Below are 18,867 nucleotides of genomic sequence, written 5' to 3'. Positions count from 1 at the left end.
ACAACTCCGTACGTGGCGTTTCGTGACGCACCGGACGGCGACGAACGAGGCGAGAATATCACTGACATATACTCACGACAACTATTCTCGCCGGGCCACCCGGACGCCGCCGGCGGTGTGCGAAGCGCTCTGAACCCCTGACGAACCCATCGAACGGACAGAGAACCACACACGATGAACGAAGACGACATCGTCGACGGACTCACGCGATTCGGCCTCTCGGACAAGGAGGCGCTGGCGTACCTGACGATTCTCCGGAACGGAACAACCAGGATCAGCGTCGTCTCGGAGGAGGCCAACCTCTCGAAGAGCTACACGTACGTCGTCGCGGACAGACTGGAAGCGAAGAGTCTGATAGCCATCGACGACCACGTGGTCCCGACGCAGATACGGGCGCTGCCGCCCTCGCAAGGGATCGAGAACCTGGTCTCGCAGCTGTACACGATGGAGGCGGAACTAGAGAGCATCTTCGACTCGGAGAGCTACGAGGAGGAGACGTTCAGCGTCATCAAGTCCCGCCAGACGATACTCCGGAAGGTCACCGAACTCGTCGATTCGGCGGAGACGGAGGTCGTCCTCTCGCTGCCCGCGGCCGCCGTCCCGGCGGTCACGGATGTACTCCAGGCGGCCCACGAGACGGGGACGTTCTGCCTGCTGCTGGTCACCGAGTACGACGGCGAGACAACCGTCGACGACGGTCTCGCCCACGTCGTTCAGACCTGGGATGCCCCGGCGCCAGTCATCCTCACGACCGACCGGACCGACGGGCTGGTCGGGGCCGCCGACGCGATCCTGGACTCGAACTCCAGCGAGTACGCCATCTACCACGCCGACGCCCACATCGCCGCAGCCCTGTTCGACTCCTTCATCGCGAACTACTGGCCGATGGGGAGCGAAGCCCACGTCGCAACTGCGTCGGGGCTCCCCGAGGCCTACGACGGGTTCCGGCACGCGATATTCGACGCGGCGTTGCACCTCGCCGCGGACCGGTCGCTCGAGGCGGAGGTGGCCGTCAGACCAGCCCGGACGACAGCTGCCGTCGAGACGCTCACCGGACCCGTCGTCGACGTGAACCAGAGCCTCGTACGTCCGTACGCGAACGGATTTCCCACTCAGGAATCCCTCCTCGTCGCGCCGGGCGACGAGACGATATCCGTCGGCGGGCCGCGCGCCTTCGTCGAGGAGTACGAGGCGACGGACGTCACGCTCTCCGCGGGGGACGACTCGTGACCGTCGACGCCGCACAGACCCGGGCCCCCTGCCCACACAACCACTGGAAGACAGCGCCACACGATTCGAGACACGACAATGAGTAACGACACGCATTCGGTACGGCTGGGTATCGTCGGCCTCGGCTTCATGGGCCAGACGCACGCGACGAACGCGACGGAACTCGGCCACGAGGTGGTCGCGGGGGCCGACGTCGTCCCGGAGACTCGCGCGGCGTTCGCGGACGAGTACGGCGCGACGACCTACGACGAGTTCGAAACGATGTACGACGCCGAATCCCTCGACGCTGTCGTCGTCGCGACGCCGAACACCTTCCACGAGGCGGCGGTCGTCCCCGCCCTCGAACGGGACCACGACGTCCTCTGCGAGAAGCCCCTGGCGGACGACCTGGCGAGCGCAGAACGCATCGCGGCGGCCGCCCGGGACTCCGCAGGGTTCTGCCTGGTCAACTTCCACAACCGCATCGCGACGGGCACGGAGGTGTTCAAGGGCTACCAGCGCGAGGGCCGCTTCGGCGAGGTGACCCACGTCCAGGCGAACTACGTCCGCTCGCGCGGGATTCCCGGCGTCGGCTCCTGGTTCACGGACGAGAAACTCTCCGGTGGCGGCGTCGTCATCGACATCGGCGTCCACGCCATCGACCTCGCGCTCTACCTGATGGAGTTCCCGCCCGTCGAGGAGGTGTTCGCGGTGACGCGGTCGGCCTTCGGCGCGCGCGAGGACTACGTCGACCCGGACGACTGGTACGACAGCACCGAACAGGCGGTGTTCGACGTCGAGGACTCCGCCACGGCGATGATCCGCTGTGCGGACGACCGGACCATCTCGCTCGAGGTGTCGTGGGCCGCCAACCAGACGGAGACCGAGGAGTTCGTCGTCCGCGGGAGCGAGGCCGGCGCCCGCCTCGAACTGGGCGGCGAGGAACTGAGGATGTTCGACGCCGGTCGGCAGGGGACCGACCACCTCGTCGAGTCGACCGTGACCGACGCGTCGCTGGAGTACACCGGCTGGAAGGGTGGTGACAAGCTCTTCCTCGACGCCGTCGTGCGCGGAGAGAAGCCAGCGCGCAATACCGTCGAACAGGCGCTCACGGTTCAGCGAGTCATCGACGCTCTCTACCGCTCGGCGGCGGACGGCGGCTGCGTCGAGGTCGGCGAGGACTCCGGGTGAGCGGCCGGGTCGCCGTCTCGTCGGACGAGCACCGACGTGTGGACCGTCCGGACCCGGTCACTCGTACTCGACGTCGTCGATAGTGATGGACTCGGCCTCTATCTCCTCGAGGATCGCGCCCCAGCCCCCGACGTCGACGACGTCCGACCCCGTGTCCACGGTGAGCGACACGCGGCCGGCGAGGTGCGAGAGCGGCAGTTGCTGGTCGTACTCGGTGGGGTCGCCGGAGTAGGTCACGTCCGTGACGACGCCGTGAATCTCGGTGGGATCGTTCGTCTCCATCTCGTAGCCCTGGACCGTCACCTCGACGGTTGCCCCCTCGTTCAGCAGTGTCTCCAGGTCGCGGACGGCGTACCGGATGTCGACGTACGTCGTGGGCGTGTCGGCCGTCCGCGCGGTGTAGATGGTCTCCCAGCTCTCCCAGAGCGCGGTGAGGAAGAACCAGTGAAAGACGAAGGTGTAGGTTCGGTCGCTCACGAGGACGCCGTACTCGTTGGTCGAGCGCTGGTTCGGCGCGAAACTCGTGGACGTCCGGTCGACGATGACGACGAACGGCGAGGGCAGGTTCCGGTACCGGGCCTCGGTACAGACCCCCTCGAGTTCGGACTCGTCCGGCAGGTCCGCCTTCCCCTCGTCGCTCCAGAGGCTGATCTTGACGGTGACGCCCCGCTCGTGGGCGGCGGCCAGTTCCTCGGTCATCGACCGGAACTGGTCAACGTGGCCCGCGAACTGGATCTGCGTCTCCGCGTCGCCGACGAGCGTCTTCGCGCGGTTCATCACCGTGTCGAAGCGCTTGACGATGCTCACCTCGTGTTCCGTGACGGCCGGTTCGTTCCACCGCTCTTCGATCTCCTCGGCCGCGTCGAGGTACTCACTGGACCGCGACCGGAGGTCCTCGAGGACGACGCTCGGGTCGTGGGCCCGGGCCGTCAGGCTGTCCTGCTGGTACGTCTCGACGTAGCCCTTCGCCTCCAGGTCCCGCAGGACGTCGTAGATCCGGGGGTCGGGGACGTCGCACGCGTCGGCGACGTCGGTCGCCGAGGCGTTCCCCAGCGCGAGGAGCGTCACGTACGCCTCGGACTGATAGGGCGAGAGCCCCGCGTCTTCGAGGATCTGAATCAGTTCGCTGTCTTTCATCGGTTCGTGCTCGCTGGTCCGCGCCCTCCCGGTGAGCTTCGACCCGGGTTCGGGGCGTTCGCCGGATGTTCTCCCACTGCGCACTCACGTCTGCGGTGTGGCCGTTCGCGTCGCGACCGCTGCGCCGACGTCCACGAATCAGCGCCGGCCGTCCCGTGCACCGATTCCCCTGTCAGATCCAACCGTTCCCAGTCCATACAGCACCCACTACACCTGCGAGTAAAAACGTTGACGGCAGCGAGCGTTCAGTCGCGCTGGCCTTCCCAGTCGGTGACCGGTAGACTCTGTCGGTAGATGATTGCAGCACGAACCCTCTCGGCCTGGGACAGGAGTGGCGCAGTCGTCGAGACACCGACGGGGAATGATAGGACCATGGCAGTGCAAACTGCGCTGTTCCCCGCCGGTTCACGACTCGTGGCCGGGCGTGGCGTTTCACGCGGCAGTGGGTGGCAGTGGCGCTTGTTCGAATCGACGTCCGGTGACGACGTCGTCGGACACGACCCAGCCACGTTAGTGTACCACCACACGAAGTAAATAGGTGCCGATATATTACAAATTTGTCATTGGGGAACGAAGGTTCGATTTCGCGATCGATTGCACTGGCTATTAATCCCTCCCCCGCCCAGATACCCCTAGGACCATGAAAAACATCGACGACCTCATCGAGGGCGCGGCCGAGCTGGCCGAGCGCGGCCTCTCGAAGGGCGAGATCGCGGACGAACTGAACGTCTCGCGCGAGACGGCGAGCTGGCTCGTCGAGCGAAGCGACACGGGCGCCGAACCAGTCGTCGAACCCACGAGTGGCCCCCACGACATCCACGTCGACTGGAGCGCCATCGGTCGCGACAGCAAGCGTCTCTCCCACCTCGGTGCGGCGATGGCCGACCTCCTCTCCAAGGAGGGCGAGGACGTCGACCTCACTATCGGTATCGAGAAGGCGGGCGCCCCGCTGGCGACGACCGTCGCCCGCGAGCTCGAAACCGACCTGGGGACCTACGCGCCCACCAAGCACCAGTGGGACGACGAGAAGGACCAGGGCCTCGACGGATCCTTCTCCCGGAACTTCGCCCAGATCCGCGACCGCGACTGCTACGTCGTCGACGACACCATCACCAGCGGGACGACCATGACGGAGACAGTCGAAGCGATCCGCGAGCAGGGCGGTAACCCGGTCGCCTGCGTCGTCCTCGCGGACAAGCGCGGCGTCGGTGACATCGCCGACGTGCCTGTATACTCTCTGCTGCAGGTTATTCGGGTCGGGAGTGAGGAGTAGGGAGGCGCACGAGGAACGCAGTGACGAGTGGGGCTCCTTGAAAGCGAACGGGGAACGGAGTGACCCGTGAGCAGGAAGGTCTGCTCCTCACTTCGTTCTTCGCGGACCTTCTTGACATCGAACGGGGAACGAAGTGACCCGTGAGCAGCGGACTTCTTTGAGACCGAGCGGCGACCGCAGTGAGCCGAGCAGGAAGGTCCGGGACTGATTTTCGCGACTGACTACAGTTCTAGCGGCAGGTGCCGCTCGATTTCGAGGTCGTACCCGACGGCGGACACCTCGGTGGTGGGCCAGTCGCCGGTGACCGACATGGGTTCGACGGCCGCCGCCGTGACGAGATGGAGGTCCTCGCTCTTGGCGCCCTGGACGGTCGGGTTCCAGGCGTAGGCCATCGGAAGGTCGACCGGGGCGTCGTTTTCGGGAGTGGCGATCCACTCCCGGCCGGCAAAGCCCGCCGCGCCGCCCTGGTGGTGGTTCTCCCACTCGCCCTCCCAGCCGAGGGTCGCGTAGGCGTCCTGGATCGATTCGAACACGTCGCCCGCGGTGCCGCCGTCACGGCCCACCTCGCGCGTCGCCGCCAGCGCCGTCGCCTCGACGCGCATGGCGTCGTGGGTTCGCTCTTCGAGCCAGTCCGGCGGGTCGAAGGTCACGGTCCGGCTACAGCTGGTGAACAGGCCGTCCCGCTCCGCCGTCACCGAGAGCAGGGCGTAGTCGCCGAGTTCGGCGTCGGTCGAGGTGTAGTGCCGGTAGGACTGGGCGCGTTCGCCGCTGCCCACGAGCGCGACGGGGACGGAGATCCCCTGCGCTCCGAGTTCCCGCCGGAGTTCGGCCGTGACGCCGAGTTCGGTGTCGGAGGACGAGGTGTCTCGGGCGACGGCCTCGATGGCCGCCGCGACGTCACGGGCGAGCTTCTGGTAGGTGGCGACCTGGCCTTCGGTGAGTGGCTGGCGGAGCGTCGATGCGTCGACGGATTCCATCCCGGGGACGTCGAAGTCCGCCGCTGCCGGCTCCGGGCTGAACGCTGTGAGGGCCTCCCCCAGCGACTGGTCGTACCACTGGAACGTCTCGATAGCCACGTCCCCGGCGAGTTCTTCGTCCCGGAGGCGGCCGGCCTCGATGTTGTCCGTGACGACCGTGACTCCGTCACCGTCGTAGCCCGCGGCGGCGACGCCCACGTCGCCGCTTCGATCGACGACGTTGTCGCCGCCATCGGTGAGCCACGCGAAGGAGTTCGGCCGGGCGAACCAGACCGCTTCGAGGTCGTTGGCGTCGAGATACGAGTCGAGCCGCTCCTGGAGTGTCATATCGACTGTGGCGCCGCCAGTCGCTTAAAACCGCCCGAGGTTACGGTTGGACCGTCGCCTGACTCACTCGACCGTGACCCACTCGCCGTGCTCGTCGCTCCGCTCGACGGCGTCGAGCACGCGCTGGGCCGCGAGGCCGTCCTGGAAACTCGGCTCGTAGTTGGTGCCGTCCCGGACGGCCGAGAGGAATTCGTAGTTCTCGTGGACGAAGGTGTGCTCCCAGCCGATGACGTGACCCGGGGGCCACCAGTGCTCGAGGTAGGGGTCGTCGGGGTCGGTGACGAGGACGCGCTCGAAGCCGCGATTGCCCTCGTGCATGACCTGGAGTTCGTTCAGCCGTTCGAGGTCGAACTTCAGGCTCCCCTTCGAGCCCTCTATCTCGATCGTGTGGGCGTTGTCGTGGCCGTTGGCGAACCGCGAGGCCTCCAGCGTTCCCATCGCGCCGCTCTCGAACTCGACCTGGGCGGTGTAGGCGTCGTCGACGGTCACCTCGCGCGTCTCGACGGCGTCGTCGCTGCCGGACCCCTCCAGAGTTCCGCCGTCCTCCCCCGGCACCGGTCGCTCGTCCACGAACGTCTTCAGGTGGCCGCTGAGTCGGTCGATATCGCCCGCTGCGTCGCCCAGCAGGAAGTGCGCCAGGTCGATGGTGTGAGCGCCAAGGTCGCCAAGCGCGCCGCTGCCGGCCATCTCCTCGTCGTTGCGCCAGCTCCAGGGCGCCGTCGGGTCGACGAGCCAGTCCTGGAGGTATCGCCCGCGGAAGTGGTGTATCTCGCCGAGTTCGCCGTCGTCGATCAGGTTCTTCGCGTACTGGATGGCCGGGACGAAGCGGTAGTTGAATGCAATTCCCGCCGTGACGTCTGCCGACTCGGCGGCGTCGGCCATCTCCTCGGCGCCCTCTAGCGTCGGCGCGAGCGGTTTCTCGCAGAACACCGGCGTGCCGGCTTCCAGCGCCGCGATGGAGGGTTCCCGGTGGACGTGGTTCGGCCCGAGGTTGTAGAAGACGTCCACCTCGTCGACGACGTCGCGCCAGTCGGTCGCGGTACGGTCGAAGCCGAGTTGCTCGGCGGCGTCCGCGAGGGCCTCCTCGTCGCGGCCGACGACGACGTCGCGATTCGTCTCCGGCGCGTCGGGGAAGAACATCGGCAGGCGGTCGAGCGCGTTCGAGTGTGCCTTGCCCATGAAGCGGTATCCGAGAATACCGACATCGAGTGTCATGGGTTACCTCTCGTACGGTCAGGGAATAACTCTCATGGTCGCGGAACCTCGCGAGCCGAGGGTCCGGGATCAGAGGAAGTCGTCGACGCCGATGCCGGTGTCTCCGTCACCGCCCCCGCTGTCCCCGCCGGGGAGCACCTCGGCGACGGCGGAGGCGAACGCGTTGAGCCCGCGGGTCTGGTACCAGACGGTGCCGGGCCCGGTGAAGTCGAAGACGAGCCCCTCACCGCTCAACAGCGTCGACTTCATCCCGCCGGGTCGGTGGGCGTCGAACTCTACCGAGCCGTCCCAGGCCACGACGTTCTCGTTGTCGACGTGGTAGGACTCGCCGGCCTCGAGTTCGACCGTCTCCAGGCCGCCGAAGGCCTCGATGAAGACGTCGCCGGTCCCCTCCAGCGTCAGCGGCGTGATGCTGGCGCCGGCGAGCATCGACTTCAGCCCGCCGAACTCCGTCTCGATGTCGATGGCGGGGTCAGAGGCGAGCCAGGCGCCGTCGACGGCGTACAGCTTCTCGCCGTCGAGGTGGTGATGCATGACGTCGCCAGGCGTCGGCGGCGCGAGCGTCACCTTGCCCGAGCCACCCGTCGCGGTGAACTCGTTGGCGAAGAAGGACTCGCCGCCCAGCATCGACTTCGCCGAGCTCAGGAGCCCGTCGTTGCTGGTCGTCGTGTCCATCGAGACGTTCGGGGAGTGGCTGGTCATCGCGCCGGGTTCGGCCAGTACCGTCTCACCGTCTTCGAGTTCTACGATCACGTGCGTGTACGCCGGCTGGTGCGTCAGTTCGAAATCCATGGTATCACTGGGTGTCTCACCCACCCGACGCTCCCTTGTCCGCCTTGTGTAATAAGATTGTGTAGCGAAACGAGATTCCGGTCCGCGTTCGTCCCTGCGCCTGCCTACGCCCAGTACGCGTCCCCGGGCTGGGTCGAGAAGACGACGCGTTTGAGCAGGTCGACGCCCTTCTCCAGGCCCTCACGGCCGGACGTGAGCGAGTCTTCGTGTTCGATAGACAGCGCGCCGTCGTACCCCACCATCCGCAGCGTGGAGACGACGTCTCGCCAGTGGTCCTCGCCGTGGCCGTAGCCGACAGAGCGGAACAGCCAGGACCGGTTCGGCTCGTCGGTGTACGGGGCCGTGTCGAGGATTCCCTTCTCGCGGGCCTGCTCCTCGTACACCTTGGTGTCCTTGGCGTGGAAGTGATGGATGGCGTCTTCCTCGCCTAGCAGGCGGATTGCGTCGGTGATGGAGATGCCCTGCCAGTAGAGGTGCGAGGGGTCGAAGTTGGCCCCGATGTACTCGTTGGTCGCCTCGCGCAGGCGGAGCAACCCGTGAGGCTCGTAGACGAGCATGTTCGGGTGCATCTCCAGGCCGACCTTCACGTCGTGTTCGGCGGCGTGTTCGGCGGCGTCGCCCCAGTAGTCGGTGGCGACGTCCCACTGGTACTCGAGCGCGTCGCCGTGTTCGGGTGGCCACGGCGCGGTGATCCAGTTCGGAACGTCACCGGCCTCGCTACCCGCCGGCAGGCCGGAGAACGTCGTGACGGCGTCGACGCCGAGCTGACCGGCCAGTTCGATGGCCTCGCGGAGTTCCGTGTCGGCCCGGGCCGCTCGCTCTTCGTCGGGATGGAGCGGGTTGTTGTGCGTCGCGAGTGCGCTGATGTACATGTCGTGTTCGTCGAGCAGCGCCTGCAACTCGGCCTGTTTCTCCTCGTTATCGAGGTACTCCTCGCGTTTCAGGTGGTCGTCGCCGGTGAACCCGCCGCAGGCGAGTTCGACCGCCTCGACGCCGATGCCGTCGAGATATTCGAGTGCGTCTTCGAGGGACTGGTCACCCAGCGGAACCGTGAGTACGCCTACCTCCATACTCACAGTTGCGACAGGTGGCGATATAAAAATAGGGGCGCCAACGGGCGCTACTCCTCCGTCTCGTACTGCTCGAACAGCGCCGACAGCTGTTTCGACCGCATCGTCAGCATCTTCACGTTGACGTACATCTCGCCGAGCGCGAGGTTCTGTTCCTCGGCGATGGCAGCGACGTGTTCGGCCGCTTCGACGTTGTCCTGGGACGTCTTCGCCACGTCGTCTGCGATCGAGGCCACCTCTTCGGAGGACGCGGCCTGGTCGTCGGTCGCGTTGCTGATCTCTTTGACGCCGCTGGAGGTCTCCTGGACGTGTTCCATGATGGACTCCAGCGCCTCGACGCTCTCGGAGACGGTCTCGCGGCCGTGTTCGACGGAGCCCTGCATGTCCTGTATCTCCGCCACTGCGTCGTCGGTCTGGTCCTGTATCTCCGCGATGAGACTCTCGATCTGGTTGGTCGCGCCCTTCGTCTCCTCGGCGAGGGACTTCACCTCGTCCGCGACGACGCCGAACCCGTTGTTGTTCGCGCCATTGGAGGCGTGTGCCGCCTCGATCGACGCGTTGAGCGCGAGGATGTTCGTCTGTTCGGCGATGTTGTCGATGAGGTCGACGATGTGACCGACCTCGTCCATCTGCTCGTTAAGTTCCTCGACCGTTTCGACGACCGTCTCGGTCTGTTCCGACGAGTCGACCATCGCCTCGTGGGCCTCGCGGCCCGCCTCGATCCCCTCGACGGTCCGACGTTCCGTCTTGTCGGCCATCTCCGAGACCTCGTTGCTGGAGGCGGCGATCTCCTCGATCGTCGCGGACATCTCGGACATCTCGTTGCTGATCTGGGAGATCTGATCGTGTTGTTCGTGGAAGACGTCTGCGATCTCCTGGATGTTGCCGGCCACGCGCTCGCTGGCGTCTTTGACCGCCTCCGTCGCGGTCGTGACCTGTTCGCTGGACCCGGCGACCTCCTCTGAGAACCCCTCCGCAGTCTCGATGGTCTGTTCGAAGGCGTCGGCCATCTCGTTGAACCCCTCGGAGAGTTGCGCGAGCGCCTCCGAGGGGATCTCGACCGACATGCGACGGGTCAGGTCCCCTTCGCCAGCGGCGTCGACCACCTGGGCCGCCTCGGACAGGTAGTCGTCTATCTCCGCCATCGACGTGCCGTCTGCCGCCGCGAGGCCACCGTCGGTCGAAACGGCAGTCGGTGACGGTGAGGCAGGGGTGGCCTCGCGCGCGGCGCGAAGGTCAGACTCCACCGTTTCGAGTTCGGCTCGGAGGTCTGCCGCCTCGGTTCGTGCGTCGTCTCGCTCTTCACGCACGCGTGCGAGTTCGGACTCCATAGAAGACGTCTGTCGAGTGAGACTCCGGAACGAGTACGCGCCACCAGCGACCGCGGCGAGGAGCCCCGCACCCACCAGTGCGACCCGGGCCCCTGGCGGCGCTGCGGCCACGACGACGAGCTGGTACAGCCCGTGGACGAACTGGCCACCGACCGCGACGGCGATCAGACGTTGGAGAGGATTTCTGAGTGTCATCGGTGAAATTTGGTAAATAAACGCACCCAGTATCGCTTAAATCTACCGCCGATCGGGGGCCGAAATTATTAAAATCGATACTGGGCTATCGGAATCTACCGGCATCAGGAAGTTCTCGCCGTCGAGAGAGTCGGGCTGTCCCGTTCGATTAACCAGTACGTAACTGGCATTCGTTCAGGTTGAACGAATCACCTCTGGACTGCAGTCGGCCAGTCTGCCCTGTACCGACACAGTTTCAGCCTCGGTCTCGTTCTCGGTCACTGTCCCGTCCCTTTTTTCGGCCCCGGTCCTGGTGCGGACAGTACACGGGCAACGGACTTCGTCCAGGCTTTCGTCCACGTCGAACCCGAGAGTCGTCGGTGGCCGCCATTCGTCCGCTTTCTCGGTGGTGTTCTTTCCAACCGGCTGGGAGGAGAGCTGTTGCAGTCCGGTGAAAAGACGGTGAACATGCGTTCACTATCCATGAATCACAATTCTCGGCACTCGAATCCCTCCGTGAAACGAACTGAGACGGCTCGTCCGCTCACGTGTGGGCTTCCGCTAATGTTTTAGGACTCGCCTCTGCACTCTCGGGTATGACTTTGCACGCCAGAGAGATCAACCAAGACGTCCGAGAACTCGGCGAACTACTGGGTGACGTGCTCGAATCCCAGTCGTCGACGAGCGCGTTCGAGACTGTTGAACAGCTACGGACCGATTCCATCGCGTACCGACGGGGGGACGCCGAGACGCGCGACGCCGTTCGGGAGACGATAGCGGAACTCGACCCGGAGAGACGAGACGTCGTCGCGCGCGCGTTCACGACGTACTTCGAACTCATCAACCTCGCGGAGGAGCGCCAGCGCGTGCGCCAGATCCGTCAGGGGAGTCAGGACGGCACGCTCGACGACAGCGTCGAACAGGCCGTCGAGAACCTGGCGAACCGCGGGGCCGACCCGGAGACGGTCGAGGCAGTCCTCGACGACGTCCTCATCCAGCCCACCTTCACGGCTCACCCGACGGAGGCCCGGCGCAAGACGGTGAAGGCGAAGCTCAGAGCCGTCGCGAGCGACCTGGAGACGCTGGACGAGGTCCGGCTCACCGACGACGAGCAGCGCCACGTCGAGCGCGACCTGGCCGCGGAGGTGACGAGTCTCTGGCAAACGCCGCAGGTACGCGATCGCCGCCCCGAGGTGACCGACGAGGCGCTCAACGTCCAGTGGTACATCGAGAACGTCCTCTTCGACGTCATCGACGACGTCTACGAGTCGCTGGAATCGGCGCTCGCCGACGAGTACGACCCCGACGCGGTCGACGTGTCCAAGCTCTACGAGTTCCGGTCGTGGGCCGGGTCGGACCGCGACGGCAACCCCTACGTAACTCCTGAAGTCACCGAAGAGACCCTGGAGCGCCAGCGCGAGGTCGTCCTGCCGCTGTACCGCGACCGGCTCAAGGCGCTCTCCGGCGTGTTGAGCCAGGACGCGAGCAACATCGAGACGAGCGGGGCGTTCGACGAGCGTCTCGAAGACCACAAGCAACGACTTGCCGGCGTCGCCGTCGAGGCCGAGGAACGGTATCCGGACGAGCCGTATCGCCAGAAACTCAAGCTGATGCGCGAGTCGGTCCTCCGCGTCGCTGACGTCCGTTCCGGTGGGTACGAGAACGCCGACGCGCTACTCGCGGACCTGCGGACCCTCGCAGACGACCTCCGGCGGAACGACGCCGACGTGATCGCCGAGGCCCACGTCGATCCGCTGATCCGCAAAGTCGACACGTTCGGGTTCACGCTCGCGAGCCTCGACCTGCGCGACCACCGCCAGAAGCACACCGACGCCATCGACGAGGCGCTGGAATCCGAAGGCATCGACTACAAGGCGAAAGACGAGGCGGGCCGGGTCGAACTCCTCACCGACGCCATCCTGCAGGACGAACCCATCGTCGACGTGGACGACACCGACGAACTCTCGGACGACGCCGCTCGCGTCGTTCGCCTCTTCCGGAAGGCTGCCGAGTGGCAGAAAGAGTTCGGCGTCAACGCCATCGACACCTACTGCATCAGCTGGTGCGAGGAACCGTCCCACGTCCTCGAAGTGCTGTTCCTGGCGGATCAGGCCGGCATCGTCGACCTGCCGGGCTACTGCGGTTTCGACGTCGTTCCGTTGCTGGAGTCGAAGTACGCCCTGGACGGCGCCCGGCGCATCATGGGGACGCTGTTCGAGAACGAGGCCTACGAGGAGGCCCTGGAAGCGCGCGGCGGCGTCCAGGAGATCATGCTCGGCTACTCCGACTCGAACAAGGAGAACGGCTTCCTGGCGGCCAACTGGAGCCTCTACCGCAACCAGAAGCGCCTGGCAGCGATCACCGACGACTTCGACGTCGACATGCGGCTGTTCCACGGCCGTGGTGGCTCTATCTCCCGGGGCGGCGGGCCGATGAACGACGCCATGCTCGCGCTGCCCAACGAGTCGGTGTCGGGCCAGATCAAGTTCACCGAGCAGGGCGAGTCCATCGCCGAGAAGTACGCCAACCCGAACATCGCCGAGCGCAACCTCGAACAGATGCTCGACGCCCAGATGCGGGCGCGGTTCAACGCGATGGAAGAGCCGGTCGAGGAGGTCCCCGAGGAGTGGGAGATGGCGATGGAGACGGCCGCCGAGGCCGCCCGCCTCGAGTACCGGTCACTCCTGGAGACCGACGGCTTCGTCGATTTCTTCGAACAGGCGACGCCCATCACCGTCATCGAGAACCTCAACATGGGGTCCCGACCGGCTTCGCGCAGTGGAGACCGGAGCGTCGAGGACCTCCGTGCCATTCCGTGGGTGTTCTCGTGGACGCAGGCCCGCTGTATCATCCCCGGCTGGTACGGCGTCGCGACCGGCGTCCAGGCGTACCTGGACGACGGGGGTGAGATGGAGACGCTCCGGGAGATGTACCGGGAGTGGCCCTTCTTCCGGACGAAACTCGACAACGCGACGCTCGCGCTCGCCCGGACCGATTTCGACATCGCCGAGCGGTACGCGGACCTGGCCGACGACGAGTTGCGCGAACGGATCTTCTCGCGCATCGAAGCCGAGTACGACCACACCGTCGACCTCGTGACGACCATCACGGAACGCGAGGAACTGCTCGACCGGGAGTGGCTCCGGGAGAATCTCGAACGACGGAACCCGTACGTCGACCCGCTCAACCTCCTCCAGGTCCGTCTGCTACAGCAGTCCCACCTCACCGAGTCCGAGCAGCGGACGCTTCGGTTGACGGTCCAGGGCATCGCAGCCGGGATGAAGAACACCGGCTGATCACGCGGTACCTGGACGGGTATCGTCGGGACCCAACACCCCTTCCAGCCGGAGTTCAGTCCCGAACCGGGCCGATCCCACCTCCACGCCGGGGAGCCCTCGTTACGTGTGCCAAATCTCCACATAACTATTTCACGTCCCCGTCCATGTGGTACCAGTATGCCTGAGGAAACAGGCGACCATGAGGTGGTGGTGGAACCGGAACTCGAGGACGCCATCCTCGACGTGTTCGACGAGAGCACCGAGGCGGCCCTGAGCACCCGGACGGTGACCGACGCCGTCGACGGTGAGGAGGCGGTCGTGAGCGCGCATCTCGACAGTCTCGCAGAGCGCGGAGAGCTGGAGAAAGTGGAACTCGGAGACAAGTACGTCGGCTGGGAACGCCCCACCGAGACGTTCGTCGGCCACGACCAGGAGGGGTCCTACCGGATAACAGACGAAAAGACCGGCCTCGTCACCAGGGCGGGCGACAGGACGGCGGCGCTCCGGAATCTCGCCGACAGGATCGAGTTACTGGAAGACGGGTCCCACATCGGCGCCCAGATACTGGGAATCAGCGAGGCGTCGCTCGGACCAGGATACTTCGAATCCGTCGAGGACATCCTCGAATCGTACGTCCGGCCCGACGACCGTCACATCTACGTCTACGTCGAGGACGACGGCGTCGACGAGATCGAGACGGCCGCGCAGCTGACCAGGGAGCAGACGATCCTGGGGTTCACGGTCACGGCCGTCTTCGACCAGGCGTCGTTCTCCGACGTGATGGTCGTCTCGGCCGAGCGGGCGATGGCCGACTCCGACCTCGAACCCGAGCACTTCCCCGTCGGCGTCTTCAAAGCGACGGCCGTCCACCCCGAACATCAGCAGGAGGGGATCGGGACGGCGCTCGCGAGCCACGGCCTGGCGTACCTGGCGGAGACGCCGCCGGTGTTGACGGTCCTGTGGCTCCGTGACGACGGGGCGACGAAGAGCCTCGCTGCGAAGTTCGGGGGAGAAGAACTCGCCACGTTCGACGACGTGGACCTGTCGGGCCGACAGTGCCCCCAGTGTGGGTTCGACGCCGACTGTTCGTGCACCTTCGCCCTGTACTCCTGGGGACTGGACGAGGCCGAGGACTAGTCCTGTGGACCCGGCGGGGTCGCGTCCGCACGGTGGGCCCGTTCGAGACGGAGTTCGAACTTCGTTCCCCGGTCCGTGTGTTCGAAGTGAGCCTCTCCGCCCGAGTTCCGGACGACCCAGTTGACGGTCCAGAGGCCGAGTCCGTTACTGTGGGACAGCGGGTCGACCTCGCGGTCCTCGAAGACGTGACGCTCGTTAGGCCTGATTCCGGGCCCGTCGTCCTCGACGGTGAGTACGAACTCGTCAGGCCGTTCAGTGACGGCTATCCGGACCCACGGCTCGGCTGAGTCGTTGTGGACGACGGCGTTCTCCAGCAGACAGCGGACCGCGAGTTCGAGTTCCCCGTCGGCGAGTACGAACCCGTCCCGTGGAAGGTCGGTCTCGACGGTGACGTCGTCGAAGTTCTCCCGCAACCATTCGACGGCCTCCGAGACGACGTGGACGAGGTCGGTCTCGTACCGGTCCCGGCCGGCGTCGACGAGTTTCTCGATGGCGCGGGCCTTCCGACTCGTCTCGATGACGTCGTCACACGTGCGGACTATCGTCTCCGCGTGACTGGCCCGCGGGCCGTCGATGTTGGCCGAGAGTAACTCACCGTGGGCCCGGATCACGTTCAGATCGTTACTGAGGTCGTGCCTGAAGACGCGTGCGAACACCTGTTTCAGCAGTTCGAGGTCGCGCTGGTGGCGTTTGAGTTCGGAGACGTCCTCGCAGACCACCACCGACCCCTCCGACCCGTCGCTCCGGCCGAGGAAGGTCTTCTGCACGGAGAGGTACTGGCGACGACCCTCACGCTCCAGGACGATCTCGTCGTCGACCTCGCCGTCTTCGAGGCGTTCGAGTATCTCCGGATACGCCGCCAGCAACGACGGGAGGTGTTTGCCGGTCGCCGTCGGGTCCAGATCGAACATCTCGACTGCGGCCTCGTTCAGATACGCGACGACGTCGTCGTCGTTGACGGCGACGACCGCCTCGTCCATCTCGTCGAGGGCGTGACGACGAGCGACGGGGGCGATCTCCAGTAACCGGAACCGGTACTGTCCCCACCCCCACAGTGCGGCGCCGGCGAGAAACCCGATCGGTGTCGGATTCAGGTAGCTCTGGGGAAAGACGCCGAAGTTGTAGGCGATACTCGTCAGCACTGGAATGGACCAGCCGGCGATCAGAATCGCCGATTGTTTCCGGTAGATGCCCTCGAGTTCCGTGTGGTTGTTCACGAGGAGGACGCCGCTGACCAGCAACAGGAGGTAGTTGAACGTCGCGTGGGCGTAGAACCACGGACCCTGGTCGAGGATGATGCCGGTGGCGGCGTCGAGGGACAGCTCCGGTCCCCAGAGCATCGAGTGGGACGCGTCCGTCATCACGAGTAGCAGCGTCACTGCCGGGACGACGAACAGCGGGAGAACGTGTCTGAGCGCGTATCGTTTCTGTCGCGTGAACTCCAGCGACAGCATGAACCAGCCGATGACAGAGAGGTTCACGAACAGGAGGAGGGTGTCGACGCTGACCAGCGACCAGGTGTGGTCGTCGACGAGCACGACGAGGGCCCAGCTCACCGACCAGCCGGCCATCCCGACGAGGAGGAGGGCGAGCCATCGGCCACCGGGCTTTTCGCGTTTGTCCCACGCGAGCTGTAGCAACCAGCCTGCCGGGACGACCGTCAGAAGCAGGAGAAGTCCGTAGAGATCGGCACCCGAAACCATTTGATCGAGTTATTCGAGCTATCCATTAGAACCTTTGTTACGGATCGCTGACCTGATCCGCGAACGAGGCCCGGACGTGACGGTTCGGTGAGGGGTATGGGCTGTGACGGCCGGGATTTTTACGTTGTTCGGCCCGTATCTACCTGTATGGCACTCGAAACGATACTTCTGGCACTCGGACCGAACGATAGAGACCGCGTCGAGCAACTGGCGAACATCGTCGTCGACATCGCCGGACCGACGGGCGCGGACGTCGTCCTCGCGCACGTTTTCACCGACGAGGAGTTCCGCGAGGCCGCCTCGCGCCTGGACTTCGACGAACCGGAAGACGCGACTGCCATCGACGTCGCGAACAGGCACGCGACCGTCCGCGACATCGCCGGTCGACTCGATGACGAGAAGGTCGACTACGCGATCGCTTCCGAAGTCGGTGACCACGGCGACGCCATCGTCGACCTCGCGACGTCCGAGGACGCAGACCTCGTCGTCGTCGGCGGTCGGAAGCGCTCGCCGACCGGCAAGGCCGTCTTCGGTTCCACGGCACAACAGGTGATGCTCGAAGCGCCCGCCCCCGTGACGTTCGTCCGGGGCGACTGAGCGGCCGCTCCCTTTTCGGATCGGACCCCGCGGACACCTCTCAGGCGTCGACCAGCGCAGCTTCGAGCACCTGCAGCGGGTGGCGGATCTCGTAGCCCGTTCCGTGTTCCATCTGCATCGCACAGGTCGGACACTCGGTGAGCCCCGTCGTCCCCTCGGCCGCTTCCATGTGCTCGAACATCTCCTCACCGATGGCCATCGAGACGTCGTACCGGTCCGCTTTCCAGCCGTAGGTTCCCGAAATCCCGGAACAGGAGTCGCCGACGTCGGTGACGGTGACGCCCTCCAGGTCGCGGAACAGTTCGACCGCTTGCCGGTGGAGTCCCTGGTTCCGCGCGTGACAGGGTGCGTGATAGGACAGGTCCGGATACTCCACCTCGACGCCGGATAGCGCTCCCGACAGATCCTCGTTGATGCGGAGGTACTCGACCGCCTCGTACGTGTTCGAGGCGACGTCGTCGACGCCGTCGTAGTCGAACAGTTCGGGGTACTCCTGGCGGAGCGCCATCGAACAGGACGTACACGAACAGACCGCGTCGTATCCTTCCTCGACCAGCGCGGACAGCGAGGGGACGTTCGTCTCGGCGTGGCGCCGGGCGTCGTCGAGCATCCCGTTGGCGAACATCGGCGTCCCCGAGCAACCCTGCTCGGGAACCACTACTTCGTAGCCGAACTGCTCGAACACGCGAACCAGGGCCTTACCGACTTCGGGCGTGTTGTAGTTCGCGTAGCAGCCGTGGAAGTAGGCGATCTTCCGGTCGGTCCCGTCGTCTCCGTCTCTGCTGTCTCCGCCGTCTCCGCCATCCGCGGCGGCCACCAGCCCCCGTTCGATGCGGGCCCGCCGGGCCCGTTCACGCGACGCCTCAGCGCCGCCGCGAGACGCCCACCACTCGCGGAACGTCTCCGTCGCGAACGACGGGAACTCCCGTTCGCTCGTGACGCCCATCGCCTTCTCCATGACCCAGCGCGCCGGCCCGAAGTTCATCGCGGCGTTCGCCAGGCGGGGAACGTAGCTCGCCAGCCACGCCGATGTCCGGTAGTTGGCGAGTAACCGATTCCGCCAGTACTCGACGGACGTCTTCGACTGCTGTTCGCGGACGTACTCGCCCCGTGCGGTGTTGTGCATCTGGCTGAGCGGGACGTCGGAGGGACAACTGCTGTCACAGCGCATGCAGTTCGAGCACTTCATAACCGAGTCGTCGACGTCGTAGTCCTCGTCGGTCTGCTTCAATCGCCACTGCTCGGGCCCCTGGAATTTCGGGCCGGGGAACTCGTCGTCGACTTCCGCGACCGGGCAGTTGGTGTCACAGGTCGAGCACTTGTAACAGGAGTCCGCGCCGGGCCGGAGGTCCATCTCCTCGGCCTCGGGGAACACCTGGACCGGTTCGAACGCCTCGTCCGGTCCCGATTCTCCCGCGTCGAACGTCGTCTCGTCAGTTCTGTCTGCGTCACTCAT

General features: G+C 65.6%; 14 protein-coding genes. 6 read left to right on the top strand and 8 right to left on the bottom strand.

Annotated elements, in window-relative coordinates:
- The first annotated feature begins 174 nt into the window (after positions 1–174).
- Both AC5FRV_RS04530 and AC5FRV_RS04525 read left to right on the top strand, forming a co-directional pair.
- A complete protein-coding gene (locus AC5FRV_RS04530; RefSeq protein ID WP_493559906.1) occupies positions 175–1,230 on the top strand; it encodes a TrmB family transcriptional regulator sugar-binding domain-containing protein in 1,056 nt (351 codons plus the stop codon).
- Between the two features lie 78 nt (positions 1,231–1,308).
- Positions 1,309–2,400 (top strand): Gfo/Idh/MocA family protein, encoded by a 1,092-nt coding sequence (locus tag AC5FRV_RS04525; protein WP_493559905.1) that lies wholly within the window; start codon positions 1,309–1,311, stop codon positions 2,398–2,400.
- Between the two features lie 57 nt (positions 2,401–2,457).
- On the opposite strand, the gene AC5FRV_RS04520 is transcribed toward AC5FRV_RS04525, so the two are convergent.
- The gene (locus tag AC5FRV_RS04520; protein WP_493559904.1) at positions 2,458–3,537 is read right to left on the bottom strand and encodes a TrmB family transcriptional regulator; all 1,080 of its coding nucleotides are present in this window, start codon (positions 3,535–3,537) and stop codon (positions 2,458–2,460) included.
- Positions 3,538–4,177: 640 nt separating this feature from the next.
- Between AC5FRV_RS04520 and gfcR the strand changes: the two genes are divergently transcribed.
- Positions 4,178–4,810, top strand: coding sequence for a transcriptional regulator GfcR (gene gfcR / locus AC5FRV_RS04515; protein WP_089817441.1), 633 nt, complete (start codon positions 4,178–4,180; stop codon positions 4,808–4,810).
- A 221-nt stretch (positions 4,811–5,031) separates the two neighbouring features.
- Here the strand turns inward: gfcR and AC5FRV_RS04510 are convergent, their stop codons facing one another.
- From AC5FRV_RS04510 to AC5FRV_RS04490, 5 genes are all read right to left on the bottom strand, one after another.
- Positions 5,032–6,114 carry a M24 family metallopeptidase gene (locus AC5FRV_RS04510; protein WP_493559903.1) on the bottom strand — a complete coding sequence of 361 codons (1,083 nt, stop codon included), beginning with the start codon at positions 6,112–6,114 and terminating at the stop codon, positions 5,032–5,034.
- Between the two features lie 63 nt (positions 6,115–6,177).
- Complete coding sequence (locus tag AC5FRV_RS04505) at positions 6,178–7,329, bottom strand: Gfo/Idh/MocA family protein (protein ID WP_493559902.1); 1,152 nt, start codon at positions 7,327–7,329, stop codon at positions 6,178–6,180.
- 69 nt (positions 7,330–7,398) lie between these two features.
- Entirely contained in the window at positions 7,399–8,121 is a 723-nt protein-coding gene (locus tag AC5FRV_RS04500; RefSeq protein WP_493559901.1) for a TIGR00266 family protein, read from the bottom strand.
- 104 nt (positions 8,122–8,225) lie between these two features.
- Entirely contained in the window at positions 8,226–9,191 is a 966-nt protein-coding gene (locus AC5FRV_RS04495; RefSeq protein ID WP_493559900.1) for a sugar phosphate isomerase/epimerase family protein, read from the bottom strand.
- Positions 9,192–9,241: 50 nt separating this feature from the next.
- Positions 9,242–10,717 carry a methyl-accepting chemotaxis protein gene (locus tag AC5FRV_RS04490; RefSeq protein WP_493559899.1) on the bottom strand — a complete coding sequence of 492 codons (1,476 nt, stop codon included), beginning with the start codon at positions 10,715–10,717 and terminating at the stop codon, positions 9,242–9,244.
- A 575-nt stretch (positions 10,718–11,292) separates the two neighbouring features.
- On the opposite strand from AC5FRV_RS04490, the gene ppc reads away from it, so the two are divergent.
- Together ppc and AC5FRV_RS04480 are read left to right on the top strand one after the other, a co-directional pair.
- Complete coding sequence (gene ppc, locus AC5FRV_RS04485) at positions 11,293–13,992, top strand: phosphoenolpyruvate carboxylase (protein ID WP_493559898.1); 2,700 nt, start codon at positions 11,293–11,295, stop codon at positions 13,990–13,992.
- Positions 13,993–14,151: 159 nt separating this feature from the next.
- Positions 14,152–15,111 carry a hypothetical protein gene (locus tag AC5FRV_RS04480; protein ID WP_493559897.1) on the top strand — a complete coding sequence of 320 codons (960 nt, stop codon included), beginning with the start codon at positions 14,152–14,154 and terminating at the stop codon, positions 15,109–15,111.
- Here AC5FRV_RS04480 and AC5FRV_RS04475 read toward each other — a convergent pair.
- Complete coding sequence (locus AC5FRV_RS04475) at positions 15,108–16,814, bottom strand: histidine kinase N-terminal 7TM domain-containing protein (protein WP_493559896.1); 1,707 nt, start codon at positions 16,812–16,814, stop codon at positions 15,108–15,110. The two genes, AC5FRV_RS04480 and AC5FRV_RS04475, sit on opposite strands and share 4 nt — an antisense overlap.
- Before the next feature lie 147 nt (positions 16,815–16,961).
- Here AC5FRV_RS04475 and AC5FRV_RS04470 point away from each other — a divergent pair, with 147 nt between their 5' ends.
- Positions 16,962–17,411, top strand: coding sequence for a universal stress protein (locus AC5FRV_RS04470; RefSeq protein WP_493559895.1), 450 nt, complete (start codon positions 16,962–16,964; stop codon positions 17,409–17,411).
- A 40-nt stretch (positions 17,412–17,451) separates the two neighbouring features.
- Here AC5FRV_RS04470 and AC5FRV_RS04465 read toward each other — a convergent pair whose 3' ends face one another.
- Positions 17,452–18,867, bottom strand: coding sequence for an anaerobic glycerol-3-phosphate dehydrogenase subunit C (locus AC5FRV_RS04465; protein ID WP_493559894.1), 1,416 nt, complete (start codon positions 18,865–18,867; stop codon positions 17,452–17,454).

This window comes from Halomicrobium sp. HArcel3, assembly GCF_058933135.1.
The sequence above is the reverse complement of the archived record's forward strand: the minus strand, read 5'-3'. Positions and strand labels throughout refer to the sequence as shown.

Bases quoted from the DNA above. Each gene is read 5' to 3' on its own strand.
- AC5FRV_RS04500 (WP_493559901.1), bottom strand. From the start codon at position 8,121: ATGGATTTCGAACTGACGCACCAGCCGGCGTACACGCACGTGATCGTA.
- AC5FRV_RS04530 (WP_493559906.1), top strand. From the start codon at position 175: ATGAACGAAGACGACATCGTCGACGGACTCACGCGATTCGGCCTCTCG.
- gfcR (WP_089817441.1), top strand. From the start codon at position 4,178: ATGAAAAACATCGACGACCTCATCGAGGGCGCGGCCGAGCTGGCCGAG.
- AC5FRV_RS04490 (WP_493559899.1), bottom strand. From the start codon at position 10,717: ATGACACTCAGAAATCCTCTCCAACGTCTGATCGCCGTCGCGGTCGGT.
- AC5FRV_RS04505 (WP_493559902.1), bottom strand. From the start codon at position 7,329: ATGACACTCGATGTCGGTATTCTCGGATACCGCTTCATGGGCAAGGCA.
- ppc (WP_493559898.1), top strand. From the start codon at position 11,293: ATGACTTTGCACGCCAGAGAGATCAACCAAGACGTCCGAGAACTCGGC.
- AC5FRV_RS04495 (WP_493559900.1), bottom strand. From the start codon at position 9,191: ATGGAGGTAGGCGTACTCACGGTTCCGCTGGGTGACCAGTCCCTCGAA.
- AC5FRV_RS04465 (WP_493559894.1), bottom strand. From the start codon at position 18,867: ATGAGTGACGCAGACAGAACTGACGAGACGACGTTCGACGCGGGAGAA.
- AC5FRV_RS04520 (WP_493559904.1), bottom strand. From the start codon at position 3,537: ATGAAAGACAGCGAACTGATTCAGATCCTCGAAGACGCGGGGCTCTCG.
- AC5FRV_RS04475 (WP_493559896.1), bottom strand. From the start codon at position 16,814: ATGGTTTCGGGTGCCGATCTCTACGGACTTCTCCTGCTTCTGACGGTC.
- AC5FRV_RS04470 (WP_493559895.1), top strand. From the start codon at position 16,962: ATGGCACTCGAAACGATACTTCTGGCACTCGGACCGAACGATAGAGAC.
- AC5FRV_RS04480 (WP_493559897.1), top strand. From the start codon at position 14,152: ATGCCTGAGGAAACAGGCGACCATGAGGTGGTGGTGGAACCGGAACTC.
- AC5FRV_RS04525 (WP_493559905.1), top strand. From the start codon at position 1,309: ATGAGTAACGACACGCATTCGGTACGGCTGGGTATCGTCGGCCTCGGC.
- AC5FRV_RS04510 (WP_493559903.1), bottom strand. From the start codon at position 6,114: ATGACACTCCAGGAGCGGCTCGACTCGTATCTCGACGCCAACGACCTC.